Source organism: Haemophilus influenzae (genome assembly GCF_900475755.1).
Taxonomy (GTDB): Bacteria; Pseudomonadota; Gammaproteobacteria; order Enterobacterales; family Pasteurellaceae; genus Haemophilus; species Haemophilus influenzae_D.
On record NZ_LS483411.1, the window covers coordinates 130,038 to 154,641 of the forward strand.

Consider the following 24,604-nt stretch of genomic DNA (forward strand, 5'->3'; position numbering starts at 1 on the left):
ATTACAACAAAAATCGATGGAAAATTATTTTAAGAAGTCACTTAAGTTGTCTTTATCCACACCAACATAAGGAATACGTACAACACGATCTTTTAATTCCCATTTTGTGCCTTCAGTTGCAGATTTACCTTGCGCTAGATTATTAGATAATTGAACAACCGCTTTGCCTTGATTAACACCATCGTTTAATACTGTGCCAGCAAGTTCACCTTTTTTAATGAGTTGTAATGCTTCTGGTAATGCATCCACGCCGAAGATAGGCAGTTTTTTACCGTGTGCTTTTGTTGCTTCTAAAGCACCTAAAGCCATACCATCATTGTTAGAAATGATAACTTCAATATCGTTCGCCTTAGAGCTAGATAACCAAGCATCCACTTTATCTTTCGCCATTGCAGCATCCCACATACCAGTATCAATAAATAATTGCTCAGTTTGGATACCCTTAGCATTAAGTTCTTCTACAACATATTTTGTACGAGCTTCCGCATCTGGGTGACCAGGTTCACCTTTTAATAATACAAATTGGATTTTGCCATCTTTATTTAAGTCAAGAGCTGGATTAGCTTTCCATTGTTTTGCAATAAGCTCCCCTTGAATTAAACCAGATTCTTTCGGATCAGTGCCCACATAGTAAGCATTGTCATAAGAGCTAATGACTTTTCTACCAGGATCTTTATTAAAGAATACGACAGGAATATTATCTGATTTGACTTTATTAATGATAGTTGGAGCCGCAGCAGGATCCACTAAATTGATAGCAAGTGTTTTCACACCTTTAGAAAGCAATACATCAACTTGGTCATTTTGAATAGATTGTGCGTTTTGTGAATCATTCATTAAAAGTTTAATGCCACCAACTGCTTTTGCTTCTTTATCGATTTCTTTACGCATTAAAGACATAAAGTTATCATCGTATTTATAAATAGTTACACCAATTTTATTATCGACTGCAAAACTTGAAGATGTGCTACCTAAGCCAATAGCCAAAGCAATCGCACTTAATACTACTGTTTTTTTCATAATAACGCTCCTATATTTGGAATGTTGATATTCACTGATAAATGTTGCTCAGAACGGCAACTGCTCGCATCATAACTGAATTTTCTTTCAGAATCTGTGATCGAACTCACAGAAATGAAAACGATTACATTAAAAATTAATATTTGTGATCTAGATCACATTTTATCGCTAATATTATATTTTAGATTCCACTGAAAAACGGCGTACCAAAGTAGGGTTAAATTGAACCATTGGTGGGGTAATTATTTTCTCATCGGTTAAACTTAATGCTAATTTAGCGGCATAAGTTGCCATTAAATCAATAGGATAGCGAATTGTGGTTAGTTTTGGGATCAAATAACGGGCAATCGGCATATCATCAAAACCAACAATTGAAAATTGGCTTGGTACACTGATACTGTTTTCATTAAGCACAGAAATTGCGCCTGCTGCCATTGAATCATTATAGGCAACGACTGCAGTAAGATTTTTGTTATAACTGAGTAAATCAATCATTGCCTTTTCACCGCCTTCAAAATCTGGCGTATTGAGAGTTATCGCCTGTTCAATGATGGGGTAATTGTGATCTTTTAATGCGGCAAGATAACCATTTCGTCTTTCAACTTCGTCAAAAATGGCGTGATTTGAACCGATATATGCAATATGTTGATGCCCATAACGAATAAGCATTTCAGTGGCTAAATAGGTGCCTTTTTGATTATCTAAACTGACACAACGATGTTCATAACCTTTAATAACACGGTTAATGATCACCATTCCCGGCACGGTATTTAAATAATGGCTTAATTCATCATCAGATAAGGCTTTAGAATGTACAACAAGAGAACTACAACGTTTACGCAATAAGGTATTAATTGCTTCCCGCTCTTTTTCCGCATGATGATAACCAATGCCGATTAAAATCGTTTTTTGATGCGCTTCTGCTACTTTGTCCACCGCTTTCACTAAAATCGCAAAAAAGGCATCAGTCACATCGGTCACTACCACTCCAATTGTATCCGTGTTTTGCACAGCAAGGGCTTGAGCATTCGCATTAGGTTGATAATATAACTGCGCAATAGCTTGTTCCACCACAAGACGCGTATTTTCACTGACGGAAATCGAGTGATTTAATACTCGGGAGACCGTGGCGACAGAAACATTGGCTAATTTAGCAACATCTCGAATAGTACTCATAACGTTTTCCCTTGTTATAATCTATAAATCTTATACTTTGATCATAAATAATTTGAGCCAAATTGAAAGCGGTTACTTTTATAATTATGAACTAAATCATAAAAAATTTTGCTTATTTTCTTATTTTGTGACAAAGATCACGGTTTATTCACAATAATTTAGTATAAATTAATGTAATCGTTTACATTGCTAAAAAACAGGAGTCAAAATGACCGCACTTTTTGAACCTACAGAACATCCACATCGTCGCTACAATCCGTTAATCGATCAATGGGTTTTAGTTTCGCCACATCGTGCCAAACGCCCGTGGCAAGGACAACAAGAAAAAGTGAATGAAGAACAAAAACCAAGTTATGATCCAACTTGTTATCTTTGCCCAAACAATAAGCGTATTACAGGGGAATTAAATCCAGATTATCGTAAACCTTATGTGTTTAAAAATGATTTTTCCGCGCTTTTAGAAGATACGCCAGCCCCTGAAAAATCCTCAGATCCTCTTTTCCGAAGTTCTCAAGCTCGTGGCGAAAGTCGAGTTATTTGTTTCTCTCCAGATCATAGTAAAACATTGCCATTATTGACCGCACTTGAGATTGAAGATGTGATTAAAGTATGGCAAGAACAACTTCGTGAGCTTGGTGCGAAATACCAATGGGTGCAAATTTTTGAAAATAAAGGGGCGGCAATGGGGTGTTCTAACCCACATCCGCATGGTCAAATTTGGGCGAATAGTTTCTTGCCAAATGAAGTTGCTCGTGAAGATCGTACACAACGTGATTATTTATTAAAACATAGTTCAGTAATGTTAGTTGATTATGTAAAACGAGAACTAGAGTTAAAAGAACGTATTGTCGTTGAAACTGAATATTGGGTAGCTTTAGTGCCTTATTGGGCTGTTTGGCCATTTGAAACATTGCTTTTGCCAAAAACTCACGTAAAACGTTTAACTGAATTAAGTGACGAACAATCAAAAGATCTTGCGGTTATTTTGAAAAAATTGACGACCAAATACGATAATCTCTTTGAAACCTCTTTCCCATATTCAATGGGATTTCATGCTGCACCATTTAATGGCGAAGATAACGAACATTGGCAGCTACACGCTCATTTTTATCCTCCTCTTTTACGTTCAGCAACCGTGCGTAAATTTATGGTGGGATATGAAATGTTAGGCGAAAGCCAACGCGATTTAACGGCAGAACAGGCTGCAGAAAGACTGCGTGCCTTGAGTGAAGTTCATTATAAAGAAAGAACTAAATAATATAGCCAGTCTCCCTCTTTAGCAAAGAGGGGTGCAGATCGAGTACAGATTTAATATAAAGGATAGAATATGACCCCAATCCAAAATGCTCAAAAAATTTTCAATAGACAGCATAAAAATTTGCCAGAAATTACCGTCTATGCCCCTGGCCGCGTAAATATCATCGGCGAACATACCGACTACAACGACGGATTTGTTATGCCTTGTGCGATTAATTTTGGTACGGCCGTTTCAGGTACAAAACGAGATGATCATATTTGGAATGTTTATGCGGCGGATCTTGATGAAACTGATGAATTTTCTCTCAATGTTGAAATTCCTAAGAGTGAACACAAATGGGCTAATTATGTGCGTGGGGTGGTAAAATTTATCCAAGAACGTTACCCCCACTTTCAACAAGGTGCAAATTTAGTGATTTCTGGAAATGTGCCTCTTTCTTCAGGATTAAGTTCTTCTGCTGCGTTAGAGGTTGCGGTGGGTAAATTCTGCCAACAACTTGGCGATTTACCGCTTTCTCACACGGATATTGCATTGAATGGGCAAAAGGCTGAAAACCTATTTGTTGGGGCAAATTGTGGCAATATGGATCAGTTAATTTCCGCACTTGGGCAGGAAAATCACTTATTGATGATTGATTGTCGTAGTCTTGAAACCATTCCAACACCCGTGCCACAAGATGTCGCCGTTATTATTGTGAACTCAAATGTACCGCACGATTTAGTAACAGGCGAATACAATACTCGCCGTCAGCAATGTGAAGAGGCGGCAAAATTTTTTGGAGTAAAAGCCTTGCGTGATGTTTCAGTTGAGCAATTCCGAAAAAGAGAAGCGGAATTGACCGCACTTTCTCCGTTAGTGGCAAAACGTGCTCGTCATGTCGTAACAGAAAATCAACGAGTACTTGATGCTGTAGAAGCATTGAAGAACAATGATTTGACTCTTTTAGGTAAACTAATGGAAGCATCTCACAACTCAATGCGTGATGATTTTGAAATCACCGTGCCACAAATTGATTATTTAGTTGAATTGGCTCAACTTGTTATTGGCAAAAATGGCGGTGCGCGTATGACGGGCGGCGGTTTTGGTGGCTGTATTGTTGCACTTGCGCCGCATGATAAAGTCGATGCAGTTCGTAAAATTATTGCGGATAATTACGAGAAAACCATAGGTTTAAAAGAAACTTTTTATGTATGCACTGCATCACAAGGTGTTCAAGTGATTTAAGAGAAAATGATGTTAGAACAAACCACTTTTAATGCGCCTGATGGTGCACCTTGTCAGCTTATAACTCTGCAAAATGAAAATGGAATGCGTGTTCAATTTATGGATTGGGGCGCAACTTGGCTTTCTTGTAAAGTGCCAATAAATGGCACATTATGCGAGGTTTTATTGGGTTGTAAGGTAGAGGATTATCCCATTCATCAAAGCTATTTAGGCGCAAGCGTAGGGCGTTATGCAAACCGAATTGCAAATGCTCAATTTGAATTGAATGGCGAACTTATTAAATTAAGTAATAATCAAGGTAAACACCAGCTTCATGGTGGAGAGGGCTTTGATAAACGCCGTTGGAAAATTCAAGAGTGCGGTAAGAATTTTGTGTGTTTTTCATTACATTCAGTGGATGGCGATCAGGGTTTTCCTGGTAATGTGGATGTGTCTGTAACCTATACGCTAACAAATGATAATAGCGTAAAAATTGAATATGCTGGGATCTGTGATAAGGATACCGCATTGAACTTAACGAATCATGCCTATTTCAATTTAGAAAATGCAGCACAAGGCAGTGACGTGCGTGAACATACATTACGTTTAAATGCTGATTTTTATCTACCTGTAGATAATGAGGGGATTCCTAATTCTCCATTAAAGCATGTAGTGAATACAAGTTTTGACTTCCGTATTGCTAAACCCATCAAACAAAATTTTTTACAAGGGGATCAGCAAGCAACAAAAGGTTACGACCATTCTTTTATTGTCAATAAAGCTTGGCAAAAGCCTTGTGTGTTACTGACTTCTCCAGCTGGCGATTTAAGTTTGGAAGTAAGAACCTCGCAAGCTGCATTGCAGGTTTATACGGGTAATTATCTTGCAGGTACACCAACGAGAAATGGCGAATTATATGCCGATTTTTCTGGCATAGCATTAGAAACTCAATGCTTACCCGACACCCCTAATCATCCTGAATGGCAAAATTACGGCGGAATTCAAAAAGCAGGCGAGCAATATTATCATTGGACGGAGTTTAAATTTAAATAAGCCATTATTTATAATAAAAATGTCATTATAAGATCTATAAATTAGGTTCATTTCTAGCGTTAAAAGCGGTAATACACCACCAGCCCCTTAATCTAATTTAATTGGTCAAGCAATGGCTTTTTTATTTACAAAGGTTTACACTAATTTCAAATTTACTCAGGAAATCTATTATGCTTATTTCTTATTCCGACCTTAACCAACAACTTAAATCTGCTGGAATCGGCTTTAATGCAACAGAACTACACGGTTTTTTAAGTGGTTTACTTTGTGGTGGCTTAAAAGATCAAAGTTGGCTACCGCTCTTATATCAATTCAGCAATGATAATCACGCTTACCCAACAGGATTAGTTCAACCCGTTACAGCACTTTATCAACAAATTAGTCAAACCTTATCAGATGTTGAAGGCTTTACCTTTGAACTTGGTTTAACCGAAGATGAAAATGTCTTTGCACAAGCAGATAGCTTATCCGATTGGGCAAACCAATTCTTACTTGGTCTTGGCTTAGCACAACCTGAATTATCAAAAGAAAAAGGCGAAATTGGCGAAGCGGTTGATGATTTACAAAATATTTGCCAACTTGGTTACGATGAAGACGATAACGAAGAGGAACTCGCGGAAGCACTAGAGGAAATCATTGAATATGTTCGCACCATTGCAATGTTGTTCTATTCTCATTTCAACGAAGGAGAAATTGAGAGCAAACCTGTATTACATTAAGGAGATCTAGAATGGAATTGGCTTATATGGCTAAATTGCCTAAAGAAGAATTTGAGGAACGTCGCACACGAGTATTCGCTCAAATGCAACCTAATTCGGCATTATTGCTTTTTTCTGAAATCGAAAAACGCCGTAATAATGATTGTACCTATCCTTTCCGTCAAGATAGCTATTTTTGGTATTTAACAAGCTTTAATGAACCGAATGCAGCACTGTTATTACTGAAAACAGAACAAGTAGAAAAAGCCATTATTTTTCTTCGTCCACGCGATCCGTTACTTGAAACGTGGAATGGTCGCCGATTAGGTGTTGAGCGTGCGCCACAGCAACTTAATGTAAATGAAGCCTATTCTATTGAAGAGTTCGCTACCGTACTGCCAAAAATACTGAAAAATTTGACCGCACTTTACCATGTGCCAGAAATTCATACTTGGGGTGATGCATTGGTGTCAGAAAGTGCGGTGAATTTTAGCGAGATTTTAGATTGGCGACCAATGCTCAGCGAAATGCGCCTTATAAAATCGCCGAATGAAATCCGCTTAATGCAACAAGCGGGGCAAATTACGGCACTTGGTCATATTAAAGCGATGAAAACGACACGTCCAAATCGCTTTGAATATGAAATTGAAAGCGATATTTTGCATGAATTTAATCGCCATTGCGCCAGATTTCCTTCTTACAATTCCATTGTTGCAGGGGGAAATAACGCCTGTATTTTGCACTACACAGAAAATGATTGCCCACTAAATGATGGGGATTTAGTGCTGATTGATGCTGGTTGTGAGTTTGCTATGTATGCAGGCGATATTACCCGCACTTTTCCTGTAAATGGAAAATTTAGCCAGCCTCAACGTGAAATTTACGAGTTAGTTTTAAAAGCACAAAAACGTGCGATTGAATTGCTTGTACCTGGTAATTCCATCAAGCAAGCCAATGATGAAGTTATTCGTATTAAAACCCAAGGATTAGTGGATTTAGGCATCTTGAAAGGAGATGTGGATACACTTATTGAACAACAAGCTTATCGACAATTTTATATGCACGGATTAGGGCACTGGCTCGGTTTAGATGTGCATGATGTGGGCAGTTATGGACAAGATAAGCAACGGATACTCGAAATCGGTATGGTAATTACCGTTGAGCCAGGTATTTATATTTCAGAAGATGCTGATGTGCCAGAGCAATACAAAGGCATTGGTGTGCGCATTGAGGACAATTTACTGATGACTGAATACGGTAATAAAATCCTAACTGCAGCGGCCCCTAAAGAAATTGCAGATATTGAAAATTTAATGAATTTTTAATAAAAATGTTTAAATTGTGATCTAGTACACAGTTTTTTATTGCTCAAAATGTTAGCATTAGAACCAGTTAAAAACCGAACCAATCAGTTAAGGAGTCGATTATGTACAAACACATTTTAGTGGCAGTAGATCTTTCTGAAGAAAGTCCAGTTTTACTTAAAAAAGCAGTTGGAATTGCCAAACGCCACGACGCAAAACTTTCTATCATCCACGTTGATGTGAACTTCTCGGATCTTTATACTGGATTGATTGATGTAAATATGTCTTCAATGCAAGACAGGATTTCCACAGAAACACAAAAAGCCTTATTAGATTTAGCTGAAAGTGAGGATTATCCAATTTCAGAAAAATTGAGTGGCAGCGGCGATTTAGGACAAGTTTTAAGTGATGCCATCGAACAATATGATGTGGATTTATTAGTGACGGGACATCATCAGGATTTTTGGAGTAAGTTAATGTCTTCAACACGTCAAGTGATGAATACAATAAAAATTGATATGTTGGTTGTTCCGCTTAGAGATGAATAATTAACAAGAAATTGTTTTTTGAATAATCTGAAATAACTTAAATTTTAACCGCACTTCTCAAATAGCGTCGTGAAGTGCGGTTTTATTTTGGGGTTTTGGCAAAAAGCCTTTTTATAAATTTCAAAAATATGCAAAAATAAGGCGATTTATTTTTTATTTTATTATGGGTAACAAGGATTCTTTTTAATGAAAACAACAGCAGAAATAAGACAATCGTTCCTTGATTTTTTCCATAGCAAAGGCCATCAAGTTGTAGAAAGTAGTTCACTTGTGCCGGAAAATGATCCGACTTTGCTTTTTACGAATGCTGGGATGAACCAATTTAAGGATGTATTCCTTGGAATGGATAAACGCCCTTATTCTAGAGCGACCACAGCGCAACGTTGCGTGCGTGCTGGTGGTAAACATAACGACTTAGAAAATGTTGGTTATACCGCGCGTCATCATACTTTCTTTGAAATGCTCGGTAACTTCAGTTTTGGTGATTACTTTAAACACGACGCCATTAATTTTGCTTGGGAATATTTAACTTCGCCACAATGGCTTGGTTTACCTAAAGAAAAACTATGGGTAACCGTGTATGAAACCGACGACGAAGCCTACAATATCTGGAATAAAGAAGTCGGTGTTCCTGCTGAACGCATTATTCGTATTGGTGACAATAAAGGCGCACCATACGCATCAGACAACTTCTGGGCAATGGGTGACACAGGTCCTTGCGGTCCTTGTACTGAAATTTTCTACGATCACGGCGATCATATTTGGGGCGGACCTCCAGGCTCACCAGAAGAAGATGGCGACCGTTATATTGAAATCTGGAACGTTGTGTTTATGCAGTTCAATCGTTTAGCCGATGGCACAATGGAAAAATTACCTCGTCCGTCTGTTGATACAGGTATGGGTTTAGAGCGTATTTCTGCTGTATTGCAACATGTGAACTCAAACTACGAGATTGATATTTTCAAAACATTAATCGCAAAAACGGCTGAAGTTGTAGGTGCAACAGATTTAACCAACAAATCACTACGTGTTATTGCTGACCATATTCGTTCTTGTGCATATTTAATCGCCGATGGGGTTATCCCATCAAATGAAGGGCGTGGTTATGTATTACGTCGTATTATTCGTCGTGCAGTTCGTCACGGTCACTTATTAGGTGCCAAAGAAGCCTTTTTCTATAAACTTGTGCCAACTCTAATTGAAGTAATGGCTGAAGCTGGGAAAGATGTAAAAGCCAAACAAGCAAATGTTGAAAAACTATTACGTTTAGAAGAAGAACAGTTTGCTCGCACACTGGAACGTGGGTTGAGTTTATTAGATGAAGCCCTTTCTCAAGTGAAAGATGGCATTCTTTCAGGTGAAGTTGCATTCAAACTTTATGATACTTATGGTTTCCCATTGGATTTAACAGCTGATGTATGTCGTGAACGCAATATCACTATTGATGAACAAGCGTTTGATCGTGAAATGGAAGCGCAACGCACTCGCGCGCAAGCAGCGAGCCAGTTTGGCGTGGACTACAACAGCATTATTCGTGTAGATGGCGAAACTAAGTTTGAAGGCTATACTGAAGTCGAATCTCAAGCAAAAATCACCGCACTTTTCTATGATGGAAAATCAGTAGAAAGTATCGAAGCAGGTCAAAGTGCAGTCGTTATTTTAGAAAATACGCCATTTTATGCAGAATCAGGTGGTCAGATTGGCGATAGCGGATATTTAAGCGCACAAGGTGTAACCTTTAATGTGAAAGATACCCAAAAATATGGGCAAGTATTTGGACACATTGGGGAATTAACGCAAGGAAGTTTGAAAGTTGGACAATCAGTGAATGCGATTGTGGATGCTAAACGTCGCCACAACACATCACTCAATCACTCAGCGACACACTTATTGCATGCTGCCTTACGTCAAATTCTAGGTTTACACGTTGTGCAAAAAGGTTCGCTTGTTTCAGATAAAGCCTTGCGTTTTGACTTTGCACAACCAGAAGCCATTACAAAAGAACAATTAACTCAAATTGAAACATTAGTAAACCAAAAAATCCGTGCTAACTTCCCTGTTCAAACGGATATTATGAATATTGATTCCGCAAAAGCGAAAGGAGCAATGGCTCTCTTTGGCGAAAAATATGGCGATAAAGTTCGTGTATTAACGATGGGCGATTTCTCAATTGAGCTGTGTGGCGGTATTCACGCAAAACGCACAGGCGATATTGGTTTATTTAAAATTATTACTGAAAACGCAGTGGCTGCAGGCATTCGTCGTATTGAAGCGATAACGGGTCAAAATGCCATTGACTGGTTACATAATCAACAACGCATTCTGACCCAAAGTGCAGACTTATTAAAATCAGACGTAAATACCTTAGTGGAAAAAATCCAACAACTTCAAGACAAAACGAAGAAAGTGGAAAAAGAATTACAAGGTCTAAAAGAAAAAGCCGCAATGCAGGCTGGTTCTGATTTTGTAAAAAGTGCGGTCAAAATCAACGGTGTTTCTGTTATTACACAACAATTAGATGGTATAGAAACAAAATCATTACGCGTAATGGTCGATGATTTAAAAAATCAACTCGGATCAGGCGTAATTGCATTTGCATCAATATTAGATGAAAAAGTTAATCTCGTCGTTGGAGTGACAAATGATTTAACCGCCAAAATAAAAGCTGGAGAACTTGTTAATTTAATGGCTCAACAAGTTGGAGGAAAAGGCGGTGGTCGTCCAGATATGGCAATGGCAGGAGGTTCCCAACCAGAAAATGTGACACAAGCAATTAAAGTGGCACAAGACTGGTTAAACAAAAATCTGTAGTACAAGCTGGTTGGTGGGATGCCAACCGTTCCTTGATTGATAGGATATCTAATAAATGCAAACTAAGGAGATAAAAGATGTTAATCTTAACTCGAAAAGTTGGCGAAAGTGTACTTATTGGAGATGATATTTCTATCACGGTTTTGAGTGTACGTGGAAACCAAGTTAAACTCGGTGTTGAAGCGCCTAAAGAAGTATCCGTTCACCGAGAAGAAATTTACCAACGAATTAAACAAACGAAAGATGAACCCTATTTAGGTTCCTCTTAGTTAAACAATGGATATGATTATATGAAAGCAATTATTCCTGTCGCCGGTCTTGGCACACGTATGTTGCCCGCCACGAAGGCGATTCCGAAGGAAATGCTCACTTTGGTGGATAAACCGTTAATTCAATACGTGGTAAATGAATGTGTAGCTGCTGGCATAAAAGAAATTGTGCTGGTAACACATTCATCAAAAAATGCTATCGAAAACCATTTTGATACATCTTTTGAGTTAGAAACGATGCTCGAAAAACGAGTGAAGCGTCAGCTTCTAGAAGAAGTTCGTTCTATCTGTCCAAAAAATGTAACCATTATGCACGTTCGTCAAGGTAATGCGAAAGGTCTAGGTCACGCCGTGTTATGTGGTCGTCCTTTAGTAGGAAATGAACCTTTTGCCGTTATGTTACCAGATGTATTATTAGCTGAATTTAGTGCAGATCAGAAAAAAGAAAATCTTGCTGCAATGATTCAACGCTTTAATGAAACTGGCGCAAGCCAAATTATGGTAACCCCAGTTCCGCAAGAAAATGTGAGTAGCTATGGTGTTGCAGATTGTGGTGACATTGAGCTTAATGGCGGCGAAAGTGCAAAAATTAATAGTATTGTTGAAAAACCTTCTATTGAAGACGCACCATCAAATCTTGCAGTGGTTGGGCGTTATGTTTTTTCAGCAGCAATTTGGGACTTGTTGGAAAAAACACCAATTGGTGTTGGCGATGAAATACAATTAACCGATGCTATTGATATGCTAATTGAAAAAGAAACCGTTGAAGCATTTCATATGACAGGGAAAACTTTTGATTGCGGCGATAAAATTGGCTATATGGAAGCTTTCGTAGAATATGGTATTCGTCACGAAAAATTAGGTAAAGAATTTAAATCCTTTATCAAAAATTTGGCGAAAACCCTATAAATAGCACCAATATAGATAAAATGGACAAAATGAGAGGTTTTGTCCATTTTGTTTTATTATTCAATAGCATATTGCTACTATACATAGCGGTAGAATAATTAAAATTAAAATAAAAAGGAAGAATTATGGCACTTTGGGGTGGGCGTTTTACACAAGCCGCAGATAAACGTTTTAAAGATTTTAATGATTCATTACGGTTTGATTACCGTTTGGCAGAGCAGGATATTCAAGGCTCGATTGGTTGGTCCAAAGCCTTGGCGAAAGTCAATGTATTAACTATCGAAGAACAGCATCAACTTGAACAAGCACTAAATGAACTACTTGTTGAAGTGCGGTCAAATCCGCAAGCAATTTTACAAGATGACGCTGAAGATATTCATAGTTGGGTTGAAAGTAAGCTAATTGATAAAGTAGGCAATCTTGGTAAAAAATTACATACTGGTCGTAGCCGTAACGATCAAGTGGCAGTCGATATAAAACTATGGTGCAAACAACGTGTACTTGAATTACAAGAATCAGTTCGCAATTTGCAACGCCACTTAGTTCAAACCGCAGAAAACACACAGCAATCAGTAATGCCAGGCTATACCCATTTACAACGGGCTCAGCCAATAACTTTTGCGCATTGGTGTATGGCGTATGTGGAAATGTTCGACCGCGACTATTCACGTTTAACAGATGCTTATAATCGAATGAATACCTGCCCACTTGGTAGTGGTGCCTTGGCTGGTACGGCTTATGCTGTAGATCGTGATTCACTCGCCCACGATCTTGGTTTCGCTTTCGCGACTAGAAATAGCTTAGATAGCGTCTCTGACCGCGATCATGTCGTAGAATTACTTTCTATCGCTTCTCTTAGTATGGCGCATCTTTCCCGCTTTGCTGAAGATATGATTATCTTTAACAGCGGAGAGGCAAATTTCGTAGAACTATCCGACCGCGTGACTTCTGGCTCATCATTAATGCCACAAAAGAAAAATCCTGATGCATGTGAGTTAATTCGGGGCAAAGCAGGTAGAGTGATTGGCTCATTAACAGGCATGTTAATTACCTTAAAAGGCTTGCCACTTGCGTATAATAAAGATATGCAAGAAGACAAAGAGGGTATTTTTGATGCCTTAGATACTTGGCAAAACTGTGTGGATATGGCAACGTTCGTATTAGATGAATTGAAAGTAAATGTTGAACGTACTCGTGAAGCTGCGTTAAAAGGCTATTCAAACGCAACTGAATTAGCGGATTATTTAGTCTCTAAGGGCGTACCTTTCCGAGATTCCCATCATATCGTGGGCGAAACGGTAGTTTATGCAATCGAGAAAGGCAAAGGATTAGAAGATCTGACTATCCCTGAATTCCGCCAATTTAGTGAAGTAGTGGGAGATGATGTTTACGAGATTCTTTCTCTCCAATCTTGCTTAGACAAACGTTGTGCAAAAGGTGGCGTATCGCCATTACGTGTTGCCGAAGCTATTGCAGAAGCCAAAATAAGATTTGCTTAATTAATATTATAACTTAGAGATCACATTGGATTTTACAAGCCTCTAAGTGCCACCTATTTATAAGCAAAAACGCTTAAATAAAACAATCAAGACAAAAAGTGCGGAAAAAACCACCGCACTTTTTATCTCAATTAGGAATATTCAATGACCAATCAACAAGACTATACTCAAGATAATGACAAACTTTACCGTTATCTTTTCCAACATCGTTCAGTTCGTGGGGAATGGGTTCGCTTAAATAAAACATTTACTGATACATTAAATACCCATCAGTATCCTAAAGCAGTACAGGATTTATTGGGAGAAATGATGGTAGCGACTAATTTGCTTACTGCCACACTAAAATTTGACGGCAATATTACCGTACAAATTCAAGGCGATGGCCCATTACGCTTAGCATTAGTAAATGGCAATGATCAACAACAAATCCGCGCCCTTGCTCGAGTGGATGGGGACATCACTGAAAATATGAACCTACATAATATGATTGGTAAAGGCGTATTGGTCATTACTATTGCACCAAAAGAAGGCGAACGCTATCAAGGTGTAATTAGCTTGGATAAACCCACGATCACGGAATGCTTAGAAGATTATTTTGTACGCTCAGAACAGCTTCAAACTCAATTAATTATTCGTACTGGAGAATATGACGGCAAGCCAGTGGCAGCAGGGATGTTATTACAGATTATGCCTGATGGTTCTGGTACATCAGAAGATTTTGAGCATTTAACTACGCTCGCAGCAACAGTAAAAGATGAAGAATTATTTGGTCTCCCTGCAGAAGAGTTACTCTATCGTTTATATCACGAAGAAACCGTTAATCTTTATCCAGCACAAGATGTACAATTTTTCTGTGGCTGCTCTGCTGAGCGTTCTGGTTCAGCATTACTTTTAATCTCTGATGAAGAAATTGATGAAATATTAGCCGAGCATAAAGGCAGTATTGATATGCAATGTGAGTGTTGTGGCACACACTACTTCTTTAATAAAGAAGCGATTGAAAAATTAAAATCAACAAGACTTTAAAAACAATCCCGACACAATGTTGGGATTTTTGATCTATATTACAACATCACTAAAAAGAGGTAAAATTTTTAAAGAAATGTTCAAAAATGAGATCTACTTAACATTTTTTTATATTGATATCCATTAGAATAAACCACAGTTAAATTTTAATCTTACATATTAGAGGTGACTTATGACAGACTTAAATAAAGTGGTAAAAGAACTTGAAGCTCTTGGCATTTATGACGTGAAAGAAGTTGTTTACAATCCAAGCTACGAGCAATTGTTTGAAGAAGAAACTAAACCAGGTTTAGAAGGCTTTGAAAAAGGTACTTTAACTACGACTGGTGCAGTGGCAGTAGATACAGGTATCTTCACAGGTCGTTCTCCAAAAGATAAATATATCGTGTTAGATGAAAAAACCAAAGATACTGTTTGGTGGACATCTGAAGTAGCAAAAAACGACAACAAGCCAATGAACCAGGCTACTTGGCAAAGCTTAAAAGACTTGGTAACTAACCAACTTTCTCGTAAACGCTTATTTGTGGTTGATGGCTTCTGTGGTGCGAGCGAACACGACCGTATTGCAGTGCGTATTGTCACTGAAGTAGCGTGGCAAGCACATTTTGTAAAAAATATGTTTATTCGCCCAACTGAAGAACAACTCAAAAATTTTGAACCAGATTTCGTTGTAATGAACGGTTCTAAAGTCACTAATCCAAACTGGAAAGAACAGGGTTTAAATTCAGAAAACTTTGTTGCATTCAACTTAACTGAGCGTATCCAATTAATCGGTGGAACTTGGTACGGCGGCGAAATGAAAAAAGGTATGTTCTCAATGATGAACTACTTCCTACCACTTAAAGGTGTTGGTGCAATGCACTGCTCAGCTAACGTTGGTAAAGATGGCGATGCAGCAATCTTCTTCGGTTTATCTGGTACAGGTAAAACAACCCTTTCAACGGATCCAAAACGTGAATTAATCGGAGATGATGAACACGGTTGGGATGATGTTGGTATCTTTAACTTTGAAGGTGGTTGTTATGCGAAAACCATTCATCTTTCAGAAGAAAATGAACCAGATATTTACCGTGCTATCCGCCGCGATGCATTATTAGAAAACGTGGTTGTTCGTGCTGATGGTTCTGTTGATTTCGATGATGGTTCAAAAACAGAAAATACTCGCGTGTCTTACCCAATTTATCACATCGATAATATTGTAAAACCAGTTTCTCGTGCAGGTCACGCAACTAAAGTTATTTTCTTAACTGCAGATGCATTTGGCGTATTACCACCAGTATCTAAATTGACACCAGAACAAACTAAATACTACTTCTTATCAGGTTTCACTGCAAAATTAGCAGGTACTGAACGTGGTATTACTGAACCAACGCCAACTTTCTCAGCATGTTTTGGTGCTGCGTTCTTAACCCTTCATCCAACTCAATATGCTGAAGTATTAGTAAAACGTATGCAAGCAGCAGGTGCTGAAGCTTACTTAGTGAATACTGGTTGGAATGGTACAGGTAAACGTATCTCAATCAAAGATACTCGCGGAATCATTGATGCAATCTTAGATGGCTCAATTGAAAAAGCTGAAATGGGCGAATTGCCAATCTTCAACTTAGCAATTCCTAAAGCATTACCAGGTGTAGATTCTGCTATCTTAGATCCTCGCGATACCTACGCAGATAAAGCACAATGGCAATCAAAAGCTGAAGACTTAGCTGGTCGTTTTGTGAAAAACTTTGTTAAATATGCAACTAACGAAGAAGGTAAAGCGTTAATTGCAGCAGGTCCTAAAGCTTAATTAAAAATACTAAAAATATTAACCGCACTTTGGGTAACTGAAGTGCGGTCATTTTTTATCTGTTTTCAAGCTGATAAATGTATTCAAAAATTGACAAAAATCCAGTAAAATCACTGTGTTTTAACTTTCGTCAATTAAAAGGACAATGCAATGCTTAACCAAATCAAAAAAGATGCTCAAGATCGTATGGAAAAAAGCCTTGAAGCATTAAAAGGCCATATTTCAAAAATCCGTACCGGTCGCGCACAACCAAGTTTACTTGATGCAATTCAAGTTGAATATTATGGTGCTTCGACCCCACTTCGCCAATTGGCAAATGTCGTTGCGGAAGATGCGCGTACATTAGCTGTAACTGTTTTTGATCGTTCTTTAATCTCTGCAGTAGAAAAAGCAATTTTAACCTCAGATTTAGGTTTAAATCCATCTTCAGCTGGCACAACAATCCGCGTTCCGCTTCCTCCATTAACAGAAGAACGCCGTCGTGATTTAATCAAAATTGTGAAAGGCGAAGGTGAACAAGGTAAAGTTGCGGTTCGTAATGTGCGTCGTGATGCGAATGATAAAATCAAAGCATTATTAAAAGACAAAGAAATCAGCGAAAATGAACAACATAAAGCAGAAGAACAAATCCAAAAAATCACCGATATTTACATTAAAAAGGTAGATGAAGTATTAGCGGATAAAGAAAAAGAATTAATGGATTTCTAATCATCAAAAATGCGAAAGGCAGACAGTTTTGTCTGCCTTTATTTTATTAGGTATGCGAATTTAGACGTACCAATGAAAATATAATCAACAAAAGTGCGGTGAAGATTCTATGCAAAAACAAAACATTGTCATTCTTGGTTCAACGGGATCAATCGGTAAAAGTACCCTTTCTGTTATCGAAAATAACCCTCAGAAATATCATGCATTTGCACTCGTAGGCGGAAAAAATGTAGAAGCAATGTTTGAACAATGCATAAAATTCCGACCGCACTTTGCGGCTCTTGATAATGTAAATGCAGCTAAAATTTTACGTGAAAAATTAATTGCACATCATATTCCAACAGAAGTATTAGCAGGACAACGAGCTATTTGTGAACTCGCAGCACACCCTGATGCCGATCAGATAATGGCATCGATTGTTGGTGCAGCAGGATTGTTACCGACTCTTTCAGCAGTTAAAGCGGGGAAACGGGTATTACTAGCAAATAAAGAATCATTGGTAACCTGCGGACAGCTTTTTATTGATGCCGTAAAAAACTATGGCGCGAAGCTTTTACCAGTAGACAGTGAACATAATGCGATCTTTCAATCGTTACCGCCAGAAGCACAAGAAAAAATCGGTTTTTGCCCACTTTCTAAATTAGGCGTAAGTAACATTATACTCACTGGTTCTGGCGGACCATTCCGTTACACGCCACTTGAACAATTCACCAACATCACACCTGAACAAGCGGTTGCACACCCTAATTGGTCTATGGGTAAAAAAATCTCTGTCGATTCAGCCACAATGATGAATAAAGGTTTGGAATACATTGAGGCTCGATGGCTTTTCAACGCAAATGCGGAAGAAATGGAAGTCATTATTCATCCACAATCTATTATCCATTCTATGGTACGGTATGTTGATGGCTCGGTCATAGCTCAAATGGGAAATCCAGATATGCGTACACCAATTGCAGAAACTATGGCATATCCTCACCGCACTTTTGCTGGAGTAGAACCACTCGATTTCTTTAAAGTCAAAGAACTGACGTTTATTGAACCTGATTTTAATCGTTATCCAAATTTAAAACTGGCTATTGATGCCTTTGCTGTGGGTCAATATGCAACAACAGCAATGAATGCAGCTAATGAAATTGCCGTACAAGCATTTTTAGATCGTCAAATTAGTTTTATGGATATTGCAAAAATTAATTCGAAAACAATTGAGAAAATTTCGCCTTATACCATTCAAAATATTGATGATGTACTCGAAATTGATGCACAAGCAAGAGAGATTGCGAAAACGCTAATTAGTAAATAGACCTAGAATAACTAGGTCTAGTTTATTCGATTTAATGGAATACAAATTCCAAAATGCACATATAGGCTGCAATACAAAATAAGATAATCGCCAATAATTTTCTTGTTAAAGCTGGATTCATTAATCCACGCAATTTCATTGAGAAGAAACTCATTCCAAATGAACCCAAGGTAACGACACCAACTACAAGAAAATTTACATACCCTAATTGACCACTTAGGCTGACATCATAAGGGAAGGCTCTTGTGAGATAACCATATAAATTACCAATACCGCCAATAATCATCATGTAGTTCGTATAAACGGCAATTTGTTGTGTTTTTACCCCTTTTAATTGGCCAACAAGCGGAGCAAGGATAGATCCGCCTCCAATACCTGTAATACCCGCAATTAAGCCTCCTCCACAGCAACTAATACTACCTTTAGCTCGTTCCATAGGAGACATATTAGACACTTCTATTTGTGTTCTCGATCTGTTTAAAAATGTTTTAATCGCTAGCACACTTAAACTAACCGTAAAAATTAAACTAATTACCACAGTAGAAAAATAAAAACTTAATTCAAAGCCAATTTGCACGCCAATTACCATAGCAATAGACCATAAAATCATATTGATATAATCAATTTTAATTTTTTGCTTATGGAAAAATAATAAATTAATCAATGCAGTACACATCACTATGGTAAGTGATGTAGCTGAAATAACTTGAATCGGCAATTCAGGAAATAATGTACGTAAAATTGGCACCATCAACACCCCACCGCCAATACCAAAAATAGCAGAAACCACATTGGTACAAATACCGCAAATCAGTAAGATAAAAATTGTGCTAAGTGCCATCTTAGATCCTATTTAAAAATTCATTTAATCATACTTCATTTTGACGTAAGAGCATATGCTCAGCTTATGATCGCTATCATATACAGTTAAAATTATTCTGTTATGATAAAAAGAATAAGGAGGATACGTAGATATGAATTCATTTCAATTAATGGCAAAACCTACTGGTTCAATTTGTAATTTAGATTGTCAATATTGCTTTTACTTGGAAAAACCTCACTTAAACCAACGGGCTATGACTAATGAAGTATTAGAAGCCTATATCAAATCCTATATTGAAACAACGCCTCAACAACAAGTTACTTTCCTATGGCAAGGCGGCGAGCCAACCCTAGCAGGTCTTGATTTCTACAAAAGAGCGGTCAATTTTCAGCATAAATATGCTAATGGCAAACAAATTGAAAATTCTCTACAAACGAATGGAGTATTACTTAATGCCGATTGGTGCCGTTTTCTTCACGATCATCACTTTCTTGTAGGGCTTTCTATAGATGGACCTAAGCACTTACACGATACCTATCGTTTAACTAAAAATGGAAAAGGCTCATTTCAACAAGTAATAAATGCTCTCGATTTACTCTATAATTACCAAGTTTCTTTTAATACACTAACTGTGGTACATAATCTCAATGTCCAATATGCTAAAGAAATCTACCATTTCTTGAAAAGAATAGGTTCATCTTATATGCAATTTATTCCACTAATGGGCGATTACAAGCAACAAGCTACAGCAAAAGACTACGGTCAATTTTTAATTGATATTTTTGATGAATGGTATGCCAATGATGTAGGCAAAATTGGTATTCAATTTATTGAACAATGGTTTATGGCTTACCTTGGTTTACAACCAAGTTTATGTATTTTTCGTGAAACCTGCGGCGATCAATTGGTTATTGAACAAAATGGCGATATTTATAGTTGCGATCATTATGTTTATCCTGAATATAAACTCGGAAATCTTATTGAAACCCCTCTAATACAGCTCCTTGATAATAATACTAAACAAAAGAATTTTGGCGCAGCAAAATCTTTTCTTTCCGAACAGTGTAAAATCTGCAAGTTTCGCTTTGCCTGTCACGGAGGCTGCCCAAAACATCGTACAATTCAAGGATTTGGTAAAGCACATAATCAACTTTGTGAGGCATATTATTCTGCACTTTCTCATATGGATCCATATTTAAAGTCATTTGCAAAATCATTTGGCAAAATAAAATAATATTTATCTAGCTTAAAATTTTGTTAAACACTTCACATTTTTATAATTTGCTTATAGCAGAAAAATATAGAAATTTGTATAGTAATCTGAAGTTATTTATATATTAAAAGACGCCTTTATGTTTACATTGCCCTATTATTTACCACAAAACTTAAATGAATGTATTATTTCTGAAAGTAAAACTCTAGAAAAAAACAGCTTAATTTATGCACAAGGCGAGAAGCCTAAAGAATTTTATTTTTTAAAACAAGGGCTAGTTGGTCTGTATCATAGTCTAGAAAATGGCAAAGAAACATTGACTCGACTTTATCACGCTAATGAATATTTTGGTTTTCGTACTATTTTTAGTGAAACATCTTATCATTGCAGTGCAAAAGTATTAATGGAAGCCGATATCGTTAGAATATTTCCTGGTAATCACGCAAATTTTATTGCAAATAACCCTGATTTTTCTTGTTATCTTATGAAACAACTTTCTAATGAATTATATGATGCAGAACACCGAATAAGTAATACAGCTTATAAGCGTAGTTACGAACGTATTATTGATGCCATTGAAAATTTAACAGAAAGTTATCCCGATTACCCTTGGACCTACCGAGAAGTAGCGGAATTTTGTGGATGTGAAACTGAAACCGCAATTCGTATTAGTAGAGAGCTTAAAAAACAAGGAATTTTAGATAAAAATACACGACATCTACGAATATGCTCTTAAAATTTGCTACTGTTCACTGATTGTAAATAATATATCTAAGTAATGATTAAATCAGATAAAGATTTTTTTATATATAAAATAAAAAAGCTCACTATATAAAGTGAGCTTATTTTTAGAATTAATTTTTATTCCTCAGTTGTTGCCTCAGCAACTTCTGGACGATCAACTAACTCAATGTATGCCATTGGTGCATTATCGCCTGCACGGAAACCACATTTCAAAATGCGAGTGTAACCACCTGCACGTTGAGCAAAACGTGGACCTAATTCATTAAATAATTTTGCAACAGTTTCAACGTTGCGAGTACGAGCAAATGCTAAACGACGGTTAGCAACGCTATCTACTTTTGCTAATGTAATTAACGGTTCAACTACACGGCGTAATTCTTTAGCTTTAGGCAAAGTAGTCTTAATGATTTCATGACTAACTAAAGCACTTGCTAAGTTACGGAACATCGCTTGGCGATGACTACTATTACGGTTTAGTTGACGACCACTCTTACGATGGCGCATGATCTTATCCTTCTCAGAAAAATCTTAACCTATGACCAAACTAGTCTTCAGCAATACTTGCTGGTGGCCAATTTTCAAGGCGCATACCAAGTGACAAGCCACGAGAAGCAAGAACATCCTTAATTTCAGTAAGAGATTTCTTACCAAGATTAGGGGTTTTTAATAATTCTACTTCAGTACGTTGTACTAAATCACCGATATAATGAATTGTTTCTGCTTTCAAACAGTTAGCAGAACGAACTGTCAGCTCTAAATCATCTACAGGACGTAATAAAATCGGATCAAACTCCGGTTTTTCTTCCTTAATTTCAGGCTGACGAACATCACGTAAATCAACGAATGCATCAAGTTGCTCCGCCAAGATTGTTGCTGCACGACGAATTGCTTCTTCTGGCTCAAGTGCACCATTAGTTTCTAACTCAATAACGAGCTTATCCAAATCTGTACGCTGCTCAACACGAGCTGCCTCTACATTATACGTAATTCGTTCAACCGGACTATAACAAGCATCAACAAGCAAACGACCAATTGGACGCTCTTCTTGCGTATGTATACGAGATGAAGCAGGAACATATCCTCTACCACGCTGAACACGTATACGCATACTAATTGAAGCATTTTCATCAGTTAAATGACAAATCACATGATCTGGATTTACAATTTCAACATCACCATCATGGGTAATGTCCGCTGCAACAACAGGGCCAATTCCAGATTTATTTAATGTCAGAATAACGTCATCTTTATTCTGTACCTTAACCGCTAGACCTTTAAGGTTCAAAAGTACTTCAAGAATATCTTCTTGAACACCTTCCTTACTACTATATTCATGCAATACGCCATCAATTTCTACTTCAGTTACAGCACAACCCGGCATTGAAGACAGAAGGATACGACGCAATGCATTACCTAGAGTATGACCAAAACCACGCTCTAACGGTTCTAAGATCACTTTAGCATGTGTTGAACTAATTTGTTCAATATCTACTAAACGTGGTTTTAAAAATTCTGTAACAGAACCCTGCATTTTATCCTCTCTTTGGTTTTAAGCTTAACTATTATTTAGAGTAAAGCTCAACGATCAGATGTTCGTTAATGTCTGCTGATAAATCAGAACGTTCAGGAACACGTTTGAATACACCTTCCATTTTTGCAGAATCAACTTCTAACCATGTTGGTTTTTCTCTTTGCTCTGCTAATTCTAATGATGCTTTAATACGAGCTTGTTTTTTCGATTTTTCACGAATAGCAACTACATCATTTACAGAAACTTGGAAAGATGGAATATTAACAACACGACCATTCACAACAATTGCTTTATGACTCACTAATTGACGAGCCTCTGCACGAGTTGCAGCAAATCCCATGCGATAAACAACGTTATCCAATCTACCTTCTAATAACACTAATAAATTTTCACCAGTGTTACCTTTCAAACGGTTTGCTTCTTTATAGTAGTTACGGAATTGACGTTCTAAAATACCATAGATACGACGAACTTTTTGTTTTTCACGTAACTGACTACCATAGTCAGACAAACGCGGTTTACGAGCACCGTGCTGACCCGGTGCTGTATCAATTTTACATTTTGAATCAATCGCACGCACGCCTGATTTAAGGAATAAATCAGTGCCTTCACGACGGCTGAGCTTGAGTTTAGGACCCAAATATCTTGCCATTTTCTTTCTCCAACTATCCTATATACGTCTTAAACGCGACGTTTTTTCGGTGGACGACAACCATTATGAGGAATCGGAGTCACATCAGTAATATTCGTGATACGGAAACCCGCTGCGTTTAACGCGCGAATTGTAGATTCACGACCTGGACCCGGACCTTTAACCATAACTTCCAAGTTCTTTAAGCCAAATTCTTTAACGATTTCAGCACAACGCTCTGCCGCAACTTGCGCTGCGAACGGAGTTGATTTACGAGAACCACGGAAACCTGAACCACCTGCAGTTGCCCAAGCTAGAGCATTACCTTGACGGTCAGTAATAGTAACGATTGTATTATTGAAAGATGCGTGAATATGTGCTACGCCATCTACAACTTGTTTTTTTACACGTTTACGTGCACGAACTGGTGTTTTAGCCATTCTTATTTACCCCGACTATTTTTTGATCGGCTTACGTGGACCCTTACGGGTACGCGCATTAGTTTTAGTACGTTGACCACGTACTGGTAAACTACGACGATGACGTAAACCACGATAGCATCCTAAGTCTAAAAGACGTTTGATGTTTAGTGTTACTTCACGACGTAAGTCACCTTCAACGGTAAATTTACCAACTTCGTCACGCAGTTTGTCAATCTGCTCTTCAGACAATTCTCTGATCTTAACATCTTCAGCAATACCCGCTGCTGCACAAATAGCTTGTGAACGAGTTTTACCAATACCGTAAATTGCAGTTAAAGCGATTACAGCGTGTTTATGATCAGGAATGTTAATGCCTGCAATACGGGCCACTATGCACTCCTATATTTTAATTAATTTGATATTCTGATCTTGAAAAGCCCGTTTTCAGGATACTCAAACAGAATATCAAGGACATAAATGAGTTGAGCAGTATAACTACTCAACTGGTTCTTGGCAAGAAAAATGTTAATTAACCTTGACGTTGTTTGTGTTTAGGGTCGCTACACAATACGCGTACAACACCCTCACGTTTAACAATCTTACAGTTACGACACATTTTCTTTACGGAAGCACGAACTTTCATTGCTTATCCTTTTACTTTAAATG

General features: G+C 37.6%; 25 protein-coding genes. 16 read left to right on the forward strand and 9 right to left on the reverse strand.

The annotated features are described in order from the left end of the window. Positions 1 to 24: 24 nt before the first annotated feature. Together mglB and DQN24_RS00625 are read right to left on the reverse strand one after the other, a co-directional pair. Positions 25 to 1,020, reverse strand: coding sequence for a galactose/glucose ABC transporter substrate-binding protein MglB (mglB, locus tag DQN24_RS00620; RefSeq protein WP_111695240.1), 996 nt, complete (start codon positions 1,018 to 1,020; stop codon positions 25 to 27). A gap of 174 nt (positions 1,021 to 1,194) precedes the next feature. Continuing rightward, the gene (locus DQN24_RS00625) at positions 1,195 to 2,196 is read right to left on the reverse strand and encodes a substrate-binding domain-containing protein (protein ID WP_012055243.1); all 1,002 of its coding nucleotides are present in this window, start codon (positions 2,194 to 2,196) and stop codon (positions 1,195 to 1,197) included. Between the two features lie 208 nt (positions 2,197 to 2,404). Here DQN24_RS00625 and galT point away from each other — a divergent pair, with 208 nt between their 5' ends. From galT to ispC, 14 genes are all read left to right on the forward strand, one after another. Next, positions 2,405 to 3,454 carry a galactose-1-phosphate uridylyltransferase gene (gene galT / locus DQN24_RS00630; RefSeq protein ID WP_012055242.1) on the forward strand — a complete coding sequence of 350 codons (1,050 nt, stop codon included), beginning with the start codon at positions 2,405 to 2,407 and terminating at the stop codon, positions 3,452 to 3,454. A gap of 69 nt (positions 3,455 to 3,523) precedes the next feature. Further along, positions 3,524 to 4,678, forward strand: coding sequence for a galactokinase (gene galK / locus DQN24_RS00635; RefSeq protein WP_021034715.1), 1,155 nt, complete (start codon positions 3,524 to 3,526; stop codon positions 4,676 to 4,678). Positions 4,679 to 4,687: 9 nt separating this feature from the next. Further along, complete coding sequence (gene galM / locus DQN24_RS00640) at positions 4,688 to 5,710, forward strand: galactose-1-epimerase (RefSeq protein ID WP_111695241.1); 1,023 nt, start codon at positions 4,688 to 4,690, stop codon at positions 5,708 to 5,710. A 170-nt stretch (positions 5,711 to 5,880) separates the two neighbouring features. Beyond that, a complete protein-coding gene (locus DQN24_RS00645) occupies positions 5,881 to 6,429 on the forward strand; it encodes a YecA family protein (protein WP_021034713.1) in 549 nt (182 codons plus the stop codon). A gap of 11 nt (positions 6,430 to 6,440) precedes the next feature. After that, complete coding sequence (gene pepP / locus DQN24_RS00650; protein ID WP_111695242.1) at positions 6,441 to 7,733, forward strand: Xaa-Pro aminopeptidase; 1,293 nt, start codon at positions 6,441 to 6,443, stop codon at positions 7,731 to 7,733. 101 nt (positions 7,734 to 7,834) lie between these two features. Next, positions 7,835 to 8,260 (forward strand): universal stress protein UspA, encoded by a 426-nt coding sequence (uspA, locus tag DQN24_RS00655; protein ID WP_021034711.1) that lies wholly within the window; start codon positions 7,835 to 7,837, stop codon positions 8,258 to 8,260. 186 nt (positions 8,261 to 8,446) lie between these two features. Further along, positions 8,447 to 11,071, forward strand: coding sequence for an alanine--tRNA ligase (alaS, locus tag DQN24_RS00660; protein ID WP_111695243.1), 2,625 nt, complete (start codon positions 8,447 to 8,449; stop codon positions 11,069 to 11,071). A gap of 77 nt (positions 11,072 to 11,148) precedes the next feature. Further along, positions 11,149 to 11,340 (forward strand): carbon storage regulator CsrA, encoded by a 192-nt coding sequence (gene csrA / locus DQN24_RS00665; protein WP_005632782.1) that lies wholly within the window; start codon positions 11,149 to 11,151, stop codon positions 11,338 to 11,340. A gap of 21 nt (positions 11,341 to 11,361) precedes the next feature. Next, entirely contained in the window at positions 11,362 to 12,249 is an 888-nt protein-coding gene (gene galU / locus DQN24_RS00670) for a UTP--glucose-1-phosphate uridylyltransferase GalU (protein WP_021034709.1), read from the forward strand. Between the two features lie 125 nt (positions 12,250 to 12,374). After that, the gene (argH, locus tag DQN24_RS00675) at positions 12,375 to 13,748 is read left to right on the forward strand and encodes an argininosuccinate lyase (protein ID WP_021034708.1); all 1,374 of its coding nucleotides are present in this window, start codon (positions 12,375 to 12,377) and stop codon (positions 13,746 to 13,748) included. A gap of 144 nt (positions 13,749 to 13,892) precedes the next feature. After that, the gene (hslO, locus tag DQN24_RS00680; RefSeq protein ID WP_021034707.1) at positions 13,893 to 14,774 is read left to right on the forward strand and encodes an Hsp33 family molecular chaperone HslO; all 882 of its coding nucleotides are present in this window, start codon (positions 13,893 to 13,895) and stop codon (positions 14,772 to 14,774) included. Between the two features lie 172 nt (positions 14,775 to 14,946). Further along, on the forward strand, positions 14,947 to 16,563 hold the full coding sequence (gene pckA, locus DQN24_RS00685; RefSeq protein ID WP_111695244.1) for a phosphoenolpyruvate carboxykinase (ATP): 1,617 nt from the start codon (positions 14,947 to 14,949) through the stop codon (positions 16,561 to 16,563). 150 nt (positions 16,564 to 16,713) lie between these two features. Further along, positions 16,714 to 17,271 carry a ribosome recycling factor gene (gene frr, locus DQN24_RS00690; RefSeq protein ID WP_111695245.1) on the forward strand — a complete coding sequence of 186 codons (558 nt, stop codon included), beginning with the start codon at positions 16,714 to 16,716 and terminating at the stop codon, positions 17,269 to 17,271. 109 nt (positions 17,272 to 17,380) lie between these two features. After that, positions 17,381 to 18,574 (forward strand): 1-deoxy-D-xylulose-5-phosphate reductoisomerase, encoded by a 1,194-nt coding sequence (ispC, locus tag DQN24_RS00695; RefSeq protein WP_021034704.1) that lies wholly within the window; start codon positions 17,381 to 17,383, stop codon positions 18,572 to 18,574. 31 nt (positions 18,575 to 18,605) lie between these two features. On the opposite strand, the gene DQN24_RS00700 is transcribed toward ispC, so the two are convergent. Continuing rightward, entirely contained in the window at positions 18,606 to 19,415 is an 810-nt protein-coding gene (locus DQN24_RS00700) for a sulfite exporter TauE/SafE family protein (RefSeq protein ID WP_021034703.1), read from the reverse strand. Between the two features lie 133 nt (positions 19,416 to 19,548). Here DQN24_RS00700 and DQN24_RS00705 point away from each other — a divergent pair, with 133 nt between their 5' ends. After that, positions 19,549 to 20,631 (forward strand): anaerobic sulfatase maturase, encoded by a 1,083-nt coding sequence (locus DQN24_RS00705; protein ID WP_021034702.1) that lies wholly within the window; start codon positions 19,549 to 19,551, stop codon positions 20,629 to 20,631. A 118-nt stretch (positions 20,632 to 20,749) separates the two neighbouring features. Further along, positions 20,750 to 21,346 carry a Crp/Fnr family transcriptional regulator gene (locus tag DQN24_RS00710; RefSeq protein ID WP_021034701.1) on the forward strand — a complete coding sequence of 199 codons (597 nt, stop codon included), beginning with the start codon at positions 20,750 to 20,752 and terminating at the stop codon, positions 21,344 to 21,346. Positions 21,347 to 21,471: 125 nt separating this feature from the next. Here the strand turns inward: DQN24_RS00710 and rplQ are convergent, their stop codons facing one another. The 6 genes from rplQ to rpmJ all read right to left on the reverse strand — a co-directional run bounded on the left by rplQ (position 21,472) and on the right by rpmJ (position 24,581). Beyond that, the gene (rplQ, locus tag DQN24_RS00715; protein ID WP_005648400.1) at positions 21,472 to 21,858 is read right to left on the reverse strand and encodes a 50S ribosomal protein L17; all 387 of its coding nucleotides are present in this window, start codon (positions 21,856 to 21,858) and stop codon (positions 21,472 to 21,474) included. A 40-nt stretch (positions 21,859 to 21,898) separates the two neighbouring features. Beyond that, positions 21,899 to 22,885 carry a DNA-directed RNA polymerase subunit alpha gene (locus tag DQN24_RS00720; protein ID WP_021034700.1) on the reverse strand — a complete coding sequence of 329 codons (987 nt, stop codon included), beginning with the start codon at positions 22,883 to 22,885 and terminating at the stop codon, positions 21,899 to 21,901. A 31-nt stretch (positions 22,886 to 22,916) separates the two neighbouring features. Next, the gene (gene rpsD / locus DQN24_RS00725) at positions 22,917 to 23,537 is read right to left on the reverse strand and encodes a 30S ribosomal protein S4 (protein ID WP_005648404.1); all 621 of its coding nucleotides are present in this window, start codon (positions 23,535 to 23,537) and stop codon (positions 22,917 to 22,919) included. A 29-nt stretch (positions 23,538 to 23,566) separates the two neighbouring features. After that, complete coding sequence (gene rpsK, locus DQN24_RS00730; protein WP_005543603.1) at positions 23,567 to 23,956, reverse strand: 30S ribosomal protein S11; 390 nt, start codon at positions 23,954 to 23,956, stop codon at positions 23,567 to 23,569. Between the two features lie 15 nt (positions 23,957 to 23,971). After that, a complete protein-coding gene (gene rpsM, locus DQN24_RS00735; RefSeq protein WP_005648406.1) occupies positions 23,972 to 24,328 on the reverse strand; it encodes a 30S ribosomal protein S13 in 357 nt (118 codons plus the stop codon). Between the two features lie 139 nt (positions 24,329 to 24,467). Then, complete coding sequence (gene rpmJ, locus DQN24_RS00740; protein WP_005625868.1) at positions 24,468 to 24,581, reverse strand: 50S ribosomal protein L36; 114 nt, start codon at positions 24,579 to 24,581, stop codon at positions 24,468 to 24,470. Positions 24,582 to 24,604 lie beyond the last annotated feature (23 nt).